Source organism: Thalassospira profundimaris WP0211 (genome assembly GCF_000300275.1).
Lineage (GTDB): Bacteria > Pseudomonadota > Alphaproteobacteria > Rhodospirillales > Thalassospiraceae > Thalassospira > Thalassospira profundimaris.
Genome location: NZ_AMRN01000010.1, coordinates 152,157 through 169,755, shown reverse-complemented (window position 1 = coordinate 169,755; position 17,599 = coordinate 152,157). Strand labels below are relative to the sequence as shown.

The following is a 17,599-nucleotide window of genomic DNA, read 5'->3' as shown; positions in this document are numbered from 1 at the left end:
GTGCTCTACCAGGCTGAGCTACGCTCCGTCATTCTGCGAAGCCGGGTGATAATGGTTTATCGCAGGCTACGCAAGATATTTTTGCGCCGTCCGGGTGTGACCCCGGCATGCGCAAAGGGAATATCGATTAGTATGGGCGCGAAATGCAGAATTCGACCGCCTCGACCATTGCATCCTTGATTGCGCCATCGTCAAAGCGGGACAGGGTGGCAATCGCCTTTTCGCCGAATTCGCGGGCGCGATCCATCGATGCATCCAATGCATCATATTTGCGGATCAGTGTTTGCGCACGATCCAGATCGCCATCCTGGAAGTCCTGATCTTCCATGCAGCGACGCCAGAAGGCCTTTTCGTCTTCATCGCCATTGGCATAGGCAATGATTACCGGAAGCGTCACCTTGCCGTCGCGGAAATCATCGCCAACGGTTTTGCCAAGGGTTGCCTGATGGGCGGAATAATCCAGAACATCGTCAATCAGCTGGAACGCCGTGCCAAGGTAAATGCCATACAGGCGAAGCGCTTCTTCATCCTCGGCCGAACGTTCGGCAATCACCGCACCAATCTGCGATGCCGCGCCAAACAGGGCTGCGGTCTTGGCGGTGATCACTTCGAGATAGGCCTCTTCGGAGGTGCCCATGTCATTGGCGGTCGAAAGTTGAAGAACTTCGCCCTCGGCAATGACGGCAGATGCCTGTGCCAGAATATCAAGAACGCGCAGCGACCCGGTTTTGACCATCACGACAAAGGCGCGCGCAAACAGGAAATCACCAACCAGAACGCTGGCCTCGTTGCCAAACAGGGCATTTGCCGATGCCTGGCCACGGCGCAGCTGGCTTTCATCGACGACATCATCGTGCAGTAGGGTCGCGGTATGAATGAATTCAACGCAGGCCGCAAGATCGACAGCATGCGGTCCATCGCCATACCCGCAAAGCCTTGCTGATGCCAGTGTCAGCATCGGGCGCATGCGTTTGCCGCCGGCCGCGACAAGGTGGGTGGCCAGTTGCGGAATCAGGGCGACTTCGCTGTGCATGTTGTCGATGATCACCTGATTGACGCGCTTCATGTCGCCATCAACGAGGTTGACCAGTGAATCAAGGCTCGGCTGAGTCTTTGGCTGCGGTGCGGTATTGGTCACGCTGTATTCCGACTTCTCAAATGGCATCTTCGCTGCCTGCGTGGGCGAAGATTGCAAATAACAGCAGGCGGCCTCAACATAGATAGGCCAAGCTGTTGTGGTCAAGTGGACAAATGCGGTGCAGATACACGCCTGATCGTTGGCAATTCACAGTTTTATCGCACAGGTTTTGAAAACCATCACCACAAACGCCGAGGGTCAGGACTGATTAATTTGGTTTCAATGGTTTACCGGATTTGTGCGGATACGCGGAGCAAAACCGTAGGAAGATGCCGATCTTTCAAGGTTTTGCGACAAGGTAGACCGTGCAAATCCGGTAAATCCGAAGGACAGCCGTTATATTGACGAGCTCCAGCGTCAAATCCCTTGGGTGGGGTGCCGCCCCGCCCAGCGGGCTTTTCCTTGGATTTCGCCAATATAGCGGCTGCCATTCAAATCAAATTAATCAGTCCTGACCCTAGATTATAGAGATATTATCGTTTTTTGGATTTCTTCTTATTTCAGAACGTATGCAAGACCAGATCACAGTTTGAAGGAAAATGCAGATGATCGAACTTTTTCGCAGTAACGATCCCATCGAACTGAGCTGGGCACAGGCTGTGTTGGCCGATGAGGGCATCGACAGCCATATCTTTGACTACCACGCCAGCATCATCGAAGGATCGATCGGTGCCTTGCCACGGCGTCTGATGGTGGATGGTGATGCGGAAAGTCGTGCGAAATACGTTCTTGATGTTGCCAGACGCGAACTGGATGAGCATAACGCAAAGCGTGATGCGTCGGACGCGATACCGTCCGAGTAACAGGTCAATCAGATCAAAACGACAGATCAGGACAATCGATGGTGAATGCAGCCACACGCATTGAAGTGCCCGACTTCCCCGAAGAACGGATCAGTCATGATTTTCTTCTTGGCGGGTCGGTGGTGCTCAAGCAGCCTGTCGACGGCTATCGGGCGGCGGTGGATGCTGTGTTGCTGGCGGCATCGGTTTCGATCAATTCCCGTCGTGATGAAAAGATCCTCGATGTCGGGGCGGCGGTCGGCACGGCCGGCCTTTGCGTTGCCCGTCGTCTGGAAACGGCGAAGGTGACTGGTGTAGAGCTGCAAGACGATCTCTATGCGCTGTTTTGCCGCAACGTAATGGAAAATGATCTGGCGGAGCGTGTGACCCCAATTCATGGCGACATCAATGATGGTAGCCTGCCGCTGGTGGCTGAAAGCTTTGATCAGGTCATTTCCAACCCGCCCTATTATGCCGGGGGCACGCGGCCGAGTAATGAAAGCCGTGCGAAGGCCCATCAGGAAGGTACTGCAGACCTCAAGGACTGGATTGCGTTTTGTCTTAAGATGGTGCGGCAAAAGGGACGGATCACGCTTGTGCATCGTGCGGACCATTTGGACCGGATCATCGGCCTGTTGCATGGACGGGCCGGTGACATGACGGTTTATCCGATCTGGAGCAAGGCGGATGCCGAGGCGCCCTTGCGTGTGATCGTCTCTGCGCGTAAGGGCGTTGCATCGCCATTAACCATGCGGCGCGGGATCGTTTTGCACGACGAAGGCGGGGCCTATTTGCCGCAAACCGATACCCTTTTGCGCAACCCTATGGCATTGCCCGGTTTCTAATTCAGTCAAACTTCAATATAAGAACGACATGCCTGCGACAGATGTCGCAGATAAATCCGTGCTTTGGGACCTGATATGCTGAGTTTTTCGAAAATCCTCTTCACCGCGCTGATCATCGTTGTCGTCTGGCAAGGCTTCAAGCTGTTTAATCGCGGCAAACAGGTTTCAAGCAACGAACAGCCCAAGCAAACCGGCCGGGAAAAGAAAAAGCAAACCAGGCCGATTGCCCATGAACTTGAAAAATGCCCGCATTGCGGCGTTTACCATGCCGAAGGCAATGCGCATCGCTGTGATACGTAAGCCGTTTCAGCGATAAGAGCCAGGTTCAGATCAAAGCGCCTGTGCGGCATTCGACTTTGGGGCAATCCGCGTGAATTTGTCTTGGATTTTTCCCGATAATCGATGATCAATGTTGCTGCAATGCGGCATGATCGCGAAGGGCGGGATACAAGGGTTGCAAATTCAGCGCGTCTCAGGGCTTTTGCCTTCTTGACCGCGCCGGGGCAGGGCGGTAGCTTGCCGCCTTAAATTTACACACAACAGTAATAGAGAGTTCGCGCCATGGCGCTCGACGGGTCGCAACGTCCCCCTTCATTCCAGGAAATCATTCTTCGACTACAAAGCTATTGGGCCGATCAGGGTTGTGTCATCCTGCAGCCCTATGACTTGGAAGTCGGTGCCGGTACCTTCCACACCGCGACAACCTTGCGCGCGCTGGGTCCGGAAACCTGGAATGCAGCCTATGTGCAGCCGTCCCGTCGCCCGACCGATGGTCGTTACGGCGAGAACCCGAACCGTCTGCAACACTATTACCAGTTCCAGGTACTGATGAAGCCGTCACCGGCGAATTCGCAGGATCTGTATCTTGGCTCGCTGAAACATCTCGGCATTGACCCGATGGCCCATGACATCCGCTTTGTCGAGGATGACTGGGAAAGCCCGACGCTGGGCGCATGGGGTCTTGGCTGGGAAGTGTGGCTTGATGGTATGGAAGTCACCCAATTTACCTATTTCCAGCAGGTTGGTGGTTTTGAATGTAACCCGGTTCCGGTCGAGTTGACCTATGGTCTGGAACGTCTGGCGATGTATATTCAGGGCGTCGAAAACGTCTACGACCTTGATTACAACGGCGCTGGCGTGACCTATGGCGACGTGTTCCTTCAGAATGAAAAAGAACAGTCGACCTATAACTTTGAAGTCGCAAACACCGAAATGCTGTTCCAGCACTTCAAGGATGCACAGGCCGAGTGTGCGGTGAATATCGAACGTGGTCTGGCCCTGCCTGCCTATGAGCAGGCCATGAAGGCATCCCATCTGTTTAACCTCCTTGATGCGCGCGGTGTGATTTCCGTGACCGAACGTGCGGCCTATATCGGCCGTGTTCGTGACATGTCGAAATCCTGCTGCGAAGCGTGGCTGCGGTCGCGCGGCCATCTGAATGAGGAGGCATAAGTCATGGCCGAATTACTTCTTGAACTGTTCTCCGAAGAAATCCCGGCCCGCATGCAGGCACGTGCAGCCGAAGACCTGACCAAACTGGTCACCGACGGCCTCAAGGCCGCCGACCTTGGGTTTGATAAGGTCGAAGCACTGGTGACCCCGCGTCGCCTGACCCTGATTGTCGATGGTCTGCCGGAAAAACAGCCTGACCTGCGCGAAGAACGCCGAGGGCCACGTGCCGACGCACCGGAAAAGGCCATCAATGGCTTTTTGGCCGGCAATGGTGTGACCCTTGATCAGTGTGAAAAGCGCGAAACGCCCAAGGGTGTTTTCCTGTTTGCCATTGTCGAACAGAAAGGCCGTGCGGCGTCGGAGGTGATCAAGGACATCATCGAAGATGCGATGAACAAACTGCCCTGGCCGAAATCCATGCGCTGGGCTGATCAGAAAATCCGGTGGGTACGTCAGCTTGACCGCATTCTTTGTCTGTTTGACGGTAAGGTCATCCCGGTTACCTATGGTCCGGTCACCGCAGACGATACCACCCGTGGCCATCGTTTCCTTGCCCCGGCTGAATTCAGCGTCTCGAACGCCGCCGAGTACAAGGAAAAGCTCCGCGCGGCCAAGGTCATGCTTGACCGTGAAGAGCGCAAGCAGGTCATCCTTGATGGTGCGAAGAAACTTGCCGCGTCCGAGGGCTTTGAACTTCTGGAAGACAATGGTCTTCTGGAAGAAGTCTGTGGTCTGGTCGAATGGCCGGTTCCGGTCATGGGCAAGGTTGATGACCAGTTCATGGATATCCCGCGCGAGGTTCTTGAAACCTCCATGCGTGAACATCAGAAATATTTCGTGGTTGAAGACAAGGCGGGCAAGCTTGCCGCGCGCTTCATCACGGTTTCAAACATGGTTACCGCAGACAATAACGCAAAAATCATCGCCGGGAACGAGCGTGTTTTGCGCGCACGTCTGCATGATGCCAAGTTCTTCTGGGATCAGGATCGGAAAGTGACGCTGCAATCGCGTCTGCCGAAACTTGATAACATCGTCTTCCATGCCAAGCTTGGGTCGCTGGCAGAGCGCGTTCTGCGCCTGCGCGGTCTGGCGCGTGAAGTATCTGCGGAAATTCCGGGGTGCGATGTCAAACTGGCCGACCGCGCCGCAGAAATCGGCAAGGCCGATCTGGTGTCGCAGATGGTGTTTGAATTCACCGAACTGCAGGGACTGATGGGCAAATACTACGCCGAAAATGACGGCGAAGCCCCGGAAGTCGCCAACGCCATTGCCGAGCATTACGCACCGGCCGGCCCGTCGGACATGTGCCCGACCGCACCGGTTTCGGTGGCACTCGCCTTGGCTGAGAAACTTGATACCCTTGCCGGGTTCTTTGCGATTGATGAAAAGCCGACCGGTTCAAAGGACCCGTTTGCTTTGCGTCGTGCGGCACTGGGTGTCATTCGTCTGGTTCTGGAAAACGGATTGCGTTTGCCGCTGCGGCGTCTGTTTGCATTCGCGGTTTCCCAGTACCCGGCAACCATTCGTCGTGACGAGGCGGTTGAAGACCTTCTGGCCTTCTTTGCAGACCGCCTCAAAGTCCATCTGCGTGAACAGGGTGTGCGCCATGATCTGGTGTCGGCCGTGTTTGCCCTGGATGGCGAGGACGATCTTGTCCGCCTGTTGGCCCGTGTTGAAGCGCTTTCCGATTTTGTCTCTGGTGAAAGCGGCGTTAACCTGATGGCCGGATACAAGCGTGCGACAAACATCCTGCGCATCGAAGAGAAAAAGGACGATATGTCCTATAAAGCGGACGTTTCCGCCGATCTTCTGAGCCAGGAAGAAGAACGCAAGCTGTATGAGGCGCTCATTGATGTCCGGCACAAGGCCTTGCCACTTCTGCGTGACGAGGACTATGCCGCGGCAATGACCGAATTTGCGCGGTTGCGTGAACCGGTCGATGCATTCTTCGAAAAGGTTACGGTCAATAGCGACAATGCTGACGAACGTGCCAACCGCTTGAAGCTGTTGGCACAAATTCGCACAGCGTTGCATGATATTGCCGACTTCTCGAAAATCGAATCATAAAACAGGTCAAGGTTGCGGGGCTTTCCCCATCTGGGGAGGCCCATCGGGGCCTCGACCAGATGAGGAAAAGGCAAGATGACCAAATGGGTTTACGGTTTCGGTGGCGGTAGCGCCGAGGGCCGTTCGGATATGCGTGAACTTCTGGGCGGCAAGGGGGCCAACCTTGCCGAGATGTGCAATCTCGGACTTCCAGTCCCGCCCGGCTTTACCATTACAACCGAAGTTTGCACGGCATTTTATGACAATGACCGCGCCTATCCCGATGGTCTGAATGCCGAGGTCGAAACCGCACTGGCATCTGTCGAAAAGCATGTTGGTCGCAAGTTTGGCGATGCCAAGGACCCGCTTTTAGTTTCTGTCCGTTCCGGCGCCCGCGCATCAATGCCGGGCATGATGGACACGGTTCTTAACCTTGGTCTCAATGACGAGACGGTCGAAGGTTTGGCAACAGTGTCGGGCGACCGTCGATTTGCCTATGACAGCTACCGCCGTTTCATTCAGATGTATGGCGACGTCGTGCTGGGCGTTGATCACTATCACTTCGAAGACATCCTTGAGACCGTCAAGGAAGACAAGGGTGTCAGTCTTGATACCGACATGGGCGCAGACGACTGGGCCGAAGTCGTTGAGGCGTTCAAGAAAAAAGTCAAAACCGAACTGGGTGAACCCTTCCCGCAAGACCCGCGCGAACAGCTGTGGGGCGCGATTGGTGCGGTGTTTGGCAGCTGGATGAACGCGCGCGCCAATACCTATCGCCGTTTGCACAACATCCCGGCCAGCTGGGGCACGGCGGTCAACGTGCAGGCGATGGTCTTTGGCAATATGGGCGATGACTGCGCGACCGGCGTTTGCTTCTCGCGCAACCCGTCGACCGGCGAAGACCGCTTCTATGGCGAGTACCTGATCAATGCGCAGGGCGAAGACGTGGTTGCCGGTATCCGCACACCGGCCCCGCTGACGGAAATCGAAAAACAGGAATCCGGTTCGGACCTGATTTCGATGGAAGCCGCCATGCCGGTCGTTTTCAAGGAACTTTGCGATATCCGCGAAAAGCTTGAATCCCATTACCGTGACATGCAGGACATGGAATTCACCGTTGAGTCCGGCAAGCTTTACATGCTCCAGACCCGTGCGGGTAAACGTACGGCAAAGGCCGCATTGCGGATCGCAGTTGAAATGTGCCGAGATGGTGTGATTTCCCAGGAAGACGCCATCAGACGCGTCGATCCCGCACAGCTTGATCAGCTGCTGCACCCGACCCTTGATCCCGAAGCAGATCGTAAGGTCGTTGGCATGGGGCTTCCGGCGTCGCCCGGCGCGGCATCCGGACAGATCGTCTTTTCTGCCGAGGCCGCTGAAGAATGGGCGGGCAAGGGCCGCAAGGTTGTACTGGTGCGTATCGAAACCAGCCCCGAAGATATTGCCGGCATGCACGCCGCCCAAGGCATTCTGACATCGCGCGGTGGCATGACCAGCCACGCAGCCGTGGTTGCACGCGGCATGGGGACACCATGCGTTTGTGGTGCTGGTGCGGTCAAGATCGATTATGCCAACAAAACCATGATGTCTGGCGGTGTGACCCTGAAAGAAGGCGACGTCATCACCCTTGATGGTGCCACCGGCGAAGTCATGCTGGGCGAAGTTGCGACCCTGAAGCCCGATCTTTCGGGTGATTTCTCCCAGCTGATGGAATGGGCCGATGCCTTGCGTCGCCTTAAAATCCGCACCAACGCCGAAACCCCGGAAGAAGCCGAAACCGCACGTGGTTTCGGGGCAGAGGGCATCGGTCTTTGCCGCACAGAACACATGTTCTTTGATCCGGAGCGCATTGTCTCGATGCGCGAGATGATCCTGGCTGAAACCGAGAAGGGCCGTCGTACCGCATTGGCAAAGCTTCTGCCCTATCAGCGTCAGGACTTTATTGACCTGTTCCGCATCATGAAGGGGCTTCCGGTTACCATTCGTTTGCTCGATCCGCCGCTTCATGAGTTCCTGCCGCATGGCGATGCTGAAATCGCTGATGTGGCCAAGGCCGCCGGTGTGTCGGAGGCCATCGTCAAGCGCCGCTTGCTTGATCTTGCCGAAGCCAACCCGATGCTGGGCCATCGCGGGTGCCGTTTGGGCATCAGCTATCCAGAAATCTATGAAATGCAGGCGCGCGCCATTTTCGAAGCCGCGATCGAGGTTTCCAAGGATGGTGGGGATCCGGTCATTCCGGAAATCATGATCCCGCTGATTGTCGGCAAGAAGGAACTCGAAATTCTCAAAGCCGCGATCATCAAGGTTGCCGCCCAAGTCGAAGACGAAAAGGGTGCCAAGCTGAAATATCTGGTTGGCACCATGATCGAATTGCCGCGTGCTGCACTTCGGGCGGGTGAAATCGCAGAAGAAGCCGAATTCTTCAGCTTTGGCACCAACGACCTCACCCAGACGACCTTTGGTCTGTCGCGCGATGACGCATCGCGCTTCCTTGATACCTATATCTCCAAGGATATCTTTGCCGGTGATCCGTTCGTATCGCTGGATCAGGAAGGGGTTGGCGAACTGGTCAGCATTGCCGCCGAACGCGGACGTGCGACCCGTGCGGACATCAAGCTTGGCATTTGTGGTGAACATGGTGGCGACCCGGCATCCATCGCGTTTTGTGAGGCACAGGGACTTGATTACGTGTCATGTTCCCCGTACCGCGTGCCGATTGCGCGCCTTGCCGCTGCCCAGGCAGTGCTTGGCAAGTAATCGCTGCAATTGAACTCAGTTTGCGAATGACGATAACGACGGCAACGGGCATCCCGTTGCCGTTATTTTTTGCCTGATGGTGATGATGGATCGTTGCGCTGGGCAAGGTGTTTCATCACCAGCATCCCGCCAACTGATAGACCCAGAAGCAGCAAGATGATGCCGCCAATCTTGAAAAGCTTTTCGTAAAGAAGGCGGTTGTGATACTCCGCCTCGCGCATTTCAGTCAGATGGGTAATTACGGCATCAAGTTGCGGACGATAACGTTCTTCGGGTGCAAGCGTACTTTCATAGCGCACGGCACGCAGCAACATGTTCAGCCGTTCAACCGCATCGAGGTAGTTTTCCTCGGTCATGCGGGCCTGTTCGATTGTGGGTCTGAGTGCCGGTTTTTCATTCGGCCCAAGAAAGTGCCCAGGATAGTCTTTAAGATCAGGCCAATGATTGTCCAGACAGTCGCGAACATTGGTGACAATGGCACCACACGGCACGATCTTCTGCGGATAAAATCGCAGCAGCGTACCAAGCGCCATCTGTTTGATCTGATGACCCTTGCGGTTATAGGCCTCGGTGATTGTGGCCATTTCCTTTTCGGCCTCGGCAATCGACATGTCGGAAACAGGGACGTCACTTAGGCCCGGCGCAGCTTGCTGTGCCGCGGCCATAGCAGGCACCAAGGCAAGCGCGCAAAGCGCGGCCATCAAGCCCCGGACAGAAAGGACCCTATTCCACAGTTTCATCGCAGTTCCCGATTTTGCTTTTCTTTTAACATAGGGACTTTTGCGGCGTTGCAACAGGTTTTAACGAAAACGGGCCCCGCAAGGCGGGACCCGTTCGAAACGTAAATTTGAAATTGATCGCCGAGATCAGGCTGCGTTTTCCGGCAACTGAACCCAATCGGGAACAGAAACCGTGACCTTTGCATCGCCTGCGCTGAGCTCTGCATCACCCTCAACCCGCTCAAGCCGGATCATTGCCAGTCCATGGTCTCCATGGACAGATCGAATGATCCCAGCTTCCTTGTCGCCATTCATGATCGGTGTGCCAGCATCCGGTGACGGGCCGTCAATTTTGACGGGCAACAGGCGTTTGCGCACAAGACCGCGATATTTGGTCCGGGCGGTAAGCTCCTGACCCATATAGCAACCCTTTTGGAAATCGACACCGCCAAGCTCTTCAAAGCCATTCTCAAGCAGGATGGATTTCTCGACTTCCAGTTCTTCGCTGCCATTGGGAATGCCCAGTGAAACGCGCATCTGGTGGTAGGTTTCGACATCGCGTTCCTCGGCACCAATTGCGGCCATTTCGGTCAGAGCATTTTTCGGCAGAAGAACACGCGCGCCCATTTCGGCAAGACGCGGGTCAACCGCCTTGATGCCATTGGCCATATGTGCGGTTGCACCGGGTGTTGAATCCAGCGACAGGGCGGAAAGCGCATCCTTGCCAAAGACGGCAATGACGTCGTAGCTGTCGGTGATATCAGATAGTTCGGCCTTGGCACGGAGTTTATACATGCGAAGCTTTTTGAACAGTTCGGCCGCACGCTCACCATTCTCGCCGCGCTCGCATTCGATCAGAAGACTGTCTTCATCCTGATGATAGACGAAGAAATCAAACAGGAACTTGCCCTGCGGCGTCAAAAGCGCGCCGTAGCCGGATTTTTCGGCCGAAATGGTTTCGATATTGTTTGATACCAGCCCTTGCAGAAAGCTGACCCGGTCCGGGCCGCTGACCCGGATCACGGCGCGATCCGGCAAAAGGGCGTAAAAAGTCTCACTCATGATATTTATGGCTCCGGTAAATCGGAATTGTTTGGGCGAAATGTGGGGCAATCACATAAATTTCGCAAGACCTGTCTGTGCGGAGGCAGGGTGGGTAAGCTATAAGAAAACCCTTCATAAAACGCCGTCGAACGGATAGAACCAAACTTATGAAAATCTTGATGCTTGATCACTCCATCGGCTTTGATCCCAAGGATCGCGAAGCTCGTCCGCTCGGAACATGCCAGCGCGCTTTCATTGCGTTGGCTGAGTCCCTTGTTGCCCGTGGTCACAAGGTCGAAGCACGCCGCAATGGCGGCATTGACAAGGACATGCACGGTGTTGCCTGGCGACAGCTTGATGCCGAACTGCCGCCCTTTGGCGGTGATGCGGTCAATACCGTGATTGTCTGGCGTGATCCGGCGTTGCTGAGCCACGCTTCGGTGCCCGAGGGTGCGACTGTCGCACTCTGGTTTGATGGCGATCCCGCACGACTGAATGCCGATGATGTGCGTCTGGTTCTGCAGGAAAAGAAAGTTCAGGTCATCTTTACCGATGATGCGCAGGCAAAGGCCTTTGATGCCGACCTTGCCAAAAAGCCGATCGTGGTCAAACCCGGCGCGACAACATCCTTTGTCATGGCATCGAACATGCACTGGGCGTTTGAATCGCGTGATGAACTGGCAGTAACGGTTGCCAACAGTTCGACCGGGATCGCCCAGATCATTCGCATCTGGGAAACCTATGTCGCCCCCAAGGCGCCGAACGCGATCCTCGAAGTCTATGCCTATGACCTGTTTAGCGCCATGGCAGGCGAGAATGACAGCGTGTCGGACGACCTGCTTGATATGGTGCGTTCGGCCATCGACAAGGGGGTTCGGGTCCACCATCCGAAACCAGAGGCCGACATGGCCGAAACCGTTGCCAATGCGCGTGCGTTCCTGCATCACGGCAAGTACGGCACGGATCATGTCGGGCAGTGGATTGTCGATGCACTGGGCGCTGCAACGCCGGTTGTGTCCTATGGCGGTATTGCCAAAAGCCGGGTTGAGGATGGCAAGACGGGCTATATCGTGCCGGACGAGGCCGCGTTTGGAAATATCACGTCTCAGCTTCTGACCGACCGTTCGTTCTTTGCCAGCCAATCCGAAGCCGCACGCAATGATCGCCGCGAATGGATCCATGTCGCTGGCGAGCTGGAGAAACTGTAAGCCGTGCGCCTGCTGTTCATTACCTCAAACCGTCTGGGCGATGCGGTGCTTTCGACATCGGTTTTGCGCCACTATGTCGAAACCTATCCCGGTATCCGCGTCACAGTGGCCTGCGGCCCGGTCGCCGCACCGATCTTCGAAGCCGTCCCGAACCTTGAACGCATTATCAAAATGCCAAAGCAAAAACGCGGCGGCCATTGGTGGAAACTCTGGAAATCGGTTGTTCTGAACTGGTGGGACATCATCGTCGACCTGCGGGGAAGTGCGACGGCTTATGTGTTGCCGGGCAAGACGCGGGTGGTGTTGCCGGGTAATGACGATGATTTGCACCGTGTTGAGCAGATGGCACGCCTTATTGGTTTAACCAAGCCTCTTTTTCCCAAAATCTGGGTAGGGAAAGAGCACAGGGAGCGTGCAAAAAGTCTATTGCCATCGGATGACCGAAAAGCAGTGCTCGCAATTGGTCCTACTGCTAACTGGGGAGGGAAAACGTGGCCGATCGAGAACTTCAAGCAGTTGGTCGCGCGTCTGGCATCTACAGATGGTTTATTTCCCGATGCACATGTTGTCGTTTTAGGAGCCCCTGCAGAGCGGGAAATAGCTGCTTCCCTGATTGAAGAGCTTCCGGAAAGCAGGAGAACTCTAATATTTGGAAACGAGAGCTTGTTAACCGTTCAGGCCTGTCTGGAAAAAGTCGACGCCTATATCGGCAATGATTCAGGTTTGATGCATATGGCTGCTGCATCGGGCACATTCACGTTGGGATTGTTTGGCCCATCGCGACCTGAAAACTATGCACCGTACGGATTAGACACGGCTTATGTTTGTACTGATAAGAGTTACGACGAAATCATCGCCGACGGGATTGATTGGAAATCTCAGAAATGCTTGATGACGGATCTCTCTGTTGAGAAAGTTATTCAGGAAATTTATAAGCGTTTTGAAAAGAAAGACTGATAGTTCAATAGTGTTTTTCGGGGGGTATAATGAGAGTTGCGATCGTTTCAGGCACTGACGAGAATTACTATCCGTTATTGTTAGAATTAATTCAATCTATCGTCAGATTTCCTCAATCTCGCGGGGTCGATATCTGCGTTATGGATACCGGCATGAACTCAAGCCAACGGGAAGCCATTGAGCCTCAAGTCGCTCGCGTCGTCACTCCGAAATGGCCTGACGGTATTCCATCGGCAAAAGCCGGGGGAAAAGACTATTTAAAAGCTTGCGTGTGTCGTCCGTTTATACCCGAAATGTTCCCCGGATATGACGTCTATTTCTGGATGGACAGTGACACGTGGGTTCAGGATTGGTCAGCTGTCGAGATGTTTATCCGTTCCGCTGCAAGGGGTGATCGACTGGCCATCACCAACGGAGCCGATCGATCTTATCCAAAGTCACTTCGCGTATCTTGGTTGTGGCGGTGGCCAATTAAAATCCGTAGCTTTTATAACACCAACGGCAAAAAGGCGTTTGGGTGGCCAACAGCTAAAAAATTAATTCCCCACTACGTATTGTCGGCGGCCTGTTTTGCGTTGTCATCTGACGCGCCACATTGGAAGCGCTGGCAAGAGATCGTTGTTGGTGCAGCATCGCGAGGCAAAATTTTCCCGGCTGAACAATTGTCTTTGGGGAAATTGGTGCATCTTGAAGGATACAAGGCAGAATATTTGCCGTCCTTTGCCATGTGGCAATGTCAGAGCAAACCGTTCTGGGATAAAGAACAACATGCATTTGTCGAACCCAATGAGCCATATACCAAATTGGGCATATTGCACTTGTCAGGTGTCGACCAGATACGCGCAGATCGTGACGTAACCGTGGACATTGAGTGCACTGACGGCACCATTACTCAATCCAACTATCGTTATCCAGATTTTGACGGTGGAAAACTTCTGACTGCTGTTCCGAAACGAGTATAAAGCCACGGTGCTGATATGGGCGGCCTAGCAGGATACATCGCAAAGAACTGCCATAATGTCGATCATCGCATAATTGATCGATTGCAGGAGGCGTTAAGCCACAGAGGCCGGGATGCTGACGGGCGCTATATCAAAGGCCCCGTCGGTTTCATCCAGACACGCTTGGCAATTATCGATCTCAATACTGGTGATCAGCCGCTTTATCACGAAAATGGCAGTGTCCTGCTCGCCAACGGCGAGATTTATAACTATCTTGAGCTCAGAAAAGATCTGGGTGACGAGGGCTTCAAAACCCATTCCGACAGCGAGACTGCACTTCGCAAATTCGTGCGCGATGGTATTGGCGGGTTTGATCAGCTGCGTGGCATGTATGCCTTTGCCATTCATGATGTGGTCGACAATCAGGTCGTTCTGTGTCGCGACCCGTTTGGTATCAAGCAGGTCTACTACGTTGAAACCCCTGAATATTTCGCATTCGCGTCCGAAGCACAGGCATTGGTTGCTGCCGGACTTGTCGGACGCGAAGTACGCGAGGATGCCCGGTCCGAGTTGCTTCAGGTGCAATTCACCACTGGATCGGACATGATCCTTGATGGGATCAAAAGACTGCAACCTGGCGAGACCATCGTTTTGAAAAACGGACGGATTGTCGAACGCCGGCGTCGTCAGGTTCTCAGTGATGCAGGTGCGACCGGGAATAATCTGGAAAGTGCGCTTTATGAGTGGGACCGGGTGTTCGAGGAGTCGGTTCGACTGCACCAAAGATCTGATGTCGATTATGCCATGTTCCTGTCGGGCGGGGTCGATAGTGCGTCATTGCTTGGTATGATGCATCGGCTTAATGAGAGACCGGTAACGGCCTATACTGCGGCGTTTGAAGCCAGCAGCGTGCATGATGAACGCGAACTCGCCCGAGAGGTCGCCAAGGCGTGCAACGCCAACCATATCGAAGTGATGTTTTCCGAAAATGACTTCTGGACGCTATTGCCAGAGGTCGCAGCACGGATGGACGACCCTGCGGCAGACTACGCCATTTTGCCGACCTACAAGCTTGCCAGGGAAGCCGCGCGCGATTTCAAGGTTGTGCTGTCGGGCGAGGGCGGTGACGAGCTGTTTGGTGGCTACGGTCGGTACCGGTCGGTCATGCGCCCCTTTTTGCTCGGCGGTCGTGTGATGCGCTCCAAGGGGACGTTTGACAAGATCGATGTCTTGCGGACCGGTGTTCTGGAGGGGTGGCGCGATGGCATTGCGGCTTCGGAAAGTCGTGAAAGCCGGGGGAAACGGTCGCGTCTGGCGATTGCTCAGGCCGTGGATTGCGCCGACTGGTTACCCAATGATTTGTTGCTCAAGCTTGATCGCATGCTGATGGCGCACGGCCTTGAAGGGCGCACACCGTTTCTTGATCCGGTTGTCGCAGAATTCGCCTATCAACTGCCCGACCGCCTCAAGGTCAGAAAGGGCGTTGGCAAGTTCCTGTTGCGCAGTTGGCTGGAACGCTGTTTGCCGATGGCAAAGCCGTTTGCCAAGAAGCGCGGCTTCACGGTTCCGGTTTCAGAATGGATTGCAGCGCGCGGCAAGGAGTTGGGGCCGCTGGTCGCCCGGCAGGCAGGCATTATCGAGATCGCAGATGCCGACAGAGTAGAAAAACTTTTCAACACTCCGGGCAAACGTGAAGGTGCGGCGTGTTGGCATTTGCTGTTCTACGCGCTTTGGCATCAGGCGAATGTTCTTGGGCATGCGCCTTGCCCGGACGTTTTCGAAACACTAGCCAGTTTTCAAAAAGTTAAGACGTTTTAACTTTTACGGGAACAAATCACTCGCTCCGGCATTTCTTAATTGCAAATAACAATTAACAGATATGCTGTTGGGACATGAGTGATGCTGTATCTTGATAAACTGGCGATGTTGGCGGTTCTTGGTTTTGCATTGTTGCTGGCATGGATGACTGTACCGCCGAATGATTTACACGCGAAATCGATTAAGGCACTGCCCTTGAAAGAAAGTGCGACACTGGGCGCGACATATGAATTCAAGCTCCCGACCACTGTCTATGCCAAATGTACGATTGATTGCGGATCAATCGGGATTGATGTGACTGAGCAGGCGACCAGTGCTGAGCAGCGTGAAAAGTTTGCGCGCGCAATGCGGATTGCTTACTCTGCCTATGTCACACCACTGCATCGTTGAAGCGGGTAACTGCCTTTGAAAAAAGCTTCGGTCTGGATGATCGTACCCAACCTCTTGCGCACTTTGATGCGTAAAGATGTGGCGCTGAAATCCAAGCTTCTTTTACTGACCGGTCTGGTCTATCTGGTCAGTCCTGTTGATTTCCTGCCCGATGTATTGGTTGGGATTGGCTGGTTGGATGATCTTGTGATCGTGCCTTTATTGGGATGGCTGTCATATCGAAGCCTGCCTGACAATGTGCAACGCGAAGTCATCCAGGACGACCCAGGAAAACAGTCCGGGTCGCGTCGCTTGTTTGTCTATCTCGGTATTTTGGCGATTGTGGTCATCGCTGTTGCGGTGATAGGGGGGATGGATACCTCCCTTGAACCTGCAAGCATTCCCGCGGCTGATTAATCAATCCGTCTTGTCGGATGTAACCTGCGTGTTTGACGCAAGGTGGTGGGCACCATACTCTTGATCGATCATCCGAACAGATCGGGAGGACCCCATGGCTGACTCATTTCGCGCACTGGTTCTGGATCAGAAAGAAAAAAGCGTTACAGCAGAATTCAAGAACCTGACGATAGATGACCTGCCCGCAGGAGAAGTGCTGGTTCGGGTCAAATGGTCAACTCTCAATTATAAGGACGGCATGGTCCTGAACGGATTGGGACGGCTTGTGCGCACCTATCCCCATGTGCCGGGCGTTGATTTTTCCGGCGAAGTCGTTTCATCAACCGATGATCGTTATAAACCCGGCGATGAAGTTGTACTGACCGGCTGGCGGGTTGGTGAAGCCCATTGGGGCGGATATGCCCAGCTTGCGCGGGTGAAGGCCGATTGGCTTGTTCCGTTGCCCGCCGGAATTGATGCATCACAGGCAATGGCAATCGGCACGGCGGGCTTCACCGCAATGCTGGCAGTCATGGCACTGGAGGATCAGGGTGTGTCGACCAAGCAGGATGGCGAAGTCCTTGTGACCGGGGCTGCCGGGGGCGTTGGTTCTGTTGCTGTTTCAATACTTTCTGCGCTTGGCTATCGGGTTGAAGCATCGACGGGACGGGCCGAAACGCATCAGTATCTCCGTGATCTCGGTGCCAGTACGATCATTGATCGCAATGAACTGACCGATACCAGCAAACCTCTGCTGACGGAACGATGGGTGGGGGCAATCGACAGTGTCGGTAGCACGACGCTTGCCCACGTTCTTTCCGAGATGAAATATCATGGTGTTGTTGCCGCCTGCGGTCTTGCCGGTGGTCCCGATTTGCCCGGAACTGTTATCCCGTTCCTGCTGCGTGGTGTGAAACTGATCGGGATTGATTCGGTCATGTGTCCCTATGAGACGCGCGTGCGTGCCTGGCTGCGCCTGGCGCGCGAATTGCCGAAGGATCAACTGCAATCTGCAACAACGAAAGTTGCACTGTCCGATATTCTGCCATGGGGGGAGAAGATCCTCAAAGGGCAGGTGCAGGGACGTCTGCTTGTTGATGTTCAGGATTGCTAGCACCCGCAAAACC

At 54.5% G+C, this 17,599-nt stretch carries 16 protein-coding genes; 13 read left to right on the top strand and 3 right to left on the bottom strand.

The window, feature by feature from the left end; all coding sequences use genetic code 11:
* Positions 1-127: 127 nt before the first annotated feature.
* Positions 128-1,165, bottom strand: coding sequence for a polyprenyl synthetase family protein (locus tag TH2_RS17695; RefSeq protein WP_008891812.1), 1,038 nt, complete (start codon positions 1,163-1,165; stop codon positions 128-130).
* A 518-nt stretch (positions 1,166-1,683) separates the two neighbouring features.
* On the opposite strand from TH2_RS17695, the gene TH2_RS17690 reads away from it, so the two are divergent.
* From TH2_RS17690 to ppdK, 6 genes are all read left to right on the top strand, one after another.
* Positions 1,684-1,941 (top strand): putative signal transducing protein, encoded by a 258-nt coding sequence (locus TH2_RS17690; protein WP_040824533.1) that lies wholly within the window; start codon positions 1,684-1,686, stop codon positions 1,939-1,941.
* 38 nt (positions 1,942-1,979) lie between these two features.
* Positions 1,980-2,765 (top strand): tRNA1(Val) (adenine(37)-N6)-methyltransferase, encoded by a 786-nt coding sequence (locus TH2_RS17685; protein ID WP_008891810.1) that lies wholly within the window; start codon positions 1,980-1,982, stop codon positions 2,763-2,765.
* 75 nt (positions 2,766-2,840) lie between these two features.
* Positions 2,841-3,065, top strand: a complete 225-nt coding sequence (locus TH2_RS17680; RefSeq protein ID WP_008891809.1) for a hypothetical protein — start codon at positions 2,841-2,843, stop codon at positions 3,063-3,065.
* Between the two features lie 261 nt (positions 3,066-3,326).
* On the top strand, positions 3,327-4,217 hold the full coding sequence (locus TH2_RS17675) for a glycine--tRNA ligase subunit alpha (RefSeq protein WP_008891808.1): 891 nt from the start codon (positions 3,327-3,329) through the stop codon (positions 4,215-4,217).
* A gap of 3 nt (positions 4,218-4,220) precedes the next feature.
* Positions 4,221-6,284 (top strand): glycine--tRNA ligase subunit beta, encoded by a 2,064-nt coding sequence (gene glyS / locus TH2_RS17670; protein WP_008891807.1) that lies wholly within the window; start codon positions 4,221-4,223, stop codon positions 6,282-6,284.
* A 75-nt stretch (positions 6,285-6,359) separates the two neighbouring features.
* Entirely contained in the window at positions 6,360-9,020 is a 2,661-nt protein-coding gene (gene ppdK, locus TH2_RS17665) for a pyruvate, phosphate dikinase (RefSeq protein ID WP_008891806.1), read from the top strand.
* A 62-nt stretch (positions 9,021-9,082) separates the two neighbouring features.
* On the opposite strand, the gene TH2_RS17660 is transcribed toward ppdK, so the two are convergent.
* Together TH2_RS17660 and ygfZ are read right to left on the bottom strand one after the other, a co-directional pair.
* Positions 9,083-9,760, bottom strand: coding sequence for a hypothetical protein (locus TH2_RS17660; RefSeq protein WP_008891805.1), 678 nt, complete (start codon positions 9,758-9,760; stop codon positions 9,083-9,085).
* Between the two features lie 126 nt (positions 9,761-9,886).
* Positions 9,887-10,801 carry a CAF17-like 4Fe-4S cluster assembly/insertion protein YgfZ gene (gene ygfZ, locus TH2_RS17655; RefSeq protein WP_008891804.1) on the bottom strand — a complete coding sequence of 305 codons (915 nt, stop codon included), beginning with the start codon at positions 10,799-10,801 and terminating at the stop codon, positions 9,887-9,889.
* A 161-nt stretch (positions 10,802-10,962) separates the two neighbouring features.
* On the opposite strand from ygfZ, the gene TH2_RS17650 reads away from it, so the two are divergent.
* The 7 genes from TH2_RS17650 to acuI all read left to right on the top strand — a co-directional run bounded on the left by TH2_RS17650 (position 10,963) and on the right by acuI (position 17,586).
* Positions 10,963-11,991 (top strand): glycosyltransferase, encoded by a 1,029-nt coding sequence (locus TH2_RS17650; protein ID WP_238538729.1) that lies wholly within the window; start codon positions 10,963-10,965, stop codon positions 11,989-11,991.
* 3 nt (positions 11,992-11,994) lie between these two features.
* Entirely contained in the window at positions 11,995-12,948 is a 954-nt protein-coding gene (locus TH2_RS17645) for a glycosyltransferase family 9 protein (protein WP_008891802.1), read from the top strand.
* A gap of 29 nt (positions 12,949-12,977) precedes the next feature.
* The gene (locus tag TH2_RS17640; protein ID WP_008891801.1) at positions 12,978-13,910 is read left to right on the top strand and encodes a glycosyltransferase family protein; all 933 of its coding nucleotides are present in this window, start codon (positions 12,978-12,980) and stop codon (positions 13,908-13,910) included.
* A 15-nt stretch (positions 13,911-13,925) separates the two neighbouring features.
* Entirely contained in the window at positions 13,926-15,707 is a 1,782-nt protein-coding gene (gene asnB, locus TH2_RS17635) for an asparagine synthase (glutamine-hydrolyzing) (RefSeq protein ID WP_008891800.1), read from the top strand.
* A gap of 81 nt (positions 15,708-15,788) precedes the next feature.
* A complete protein-coding gene (locus TH2_RS17630; RefSeq protein ID WP_008891799.1) occupies positions 15,789-16,097 on the top strand; it encodes a hypothetical protein in 309 nt (102 codons plus the stop codon).
* A 15-nt stretch (positions 16,098-16,112) separates the two neighbouring features.
* A complete protein-coding gene (locus TH2_RS17625) occupies positions 16,113-16,493 on the top strand; it encodes a YkvA family protein (RefSeq protein WP_157194223.1) in 381 nt (126 codons plus the stop codon).
* A 94-nt stretch (positions 16,494-16,587) separates the two neighbouring features.
* Positions 16,588-17,586: an acrylyl-CoA reductase (NADPH) gene (gene acuI / locus TH2_RS17620; protein ID WP_008891797.1), complete on the top strand. Its 999-nt coding sequence runs from the start codon at positions 16,588-16,590 to the stop codon at positions 17,584-17,586.
* Positions 17,587-17,599 lie beyond the last annotated feature (13 nt).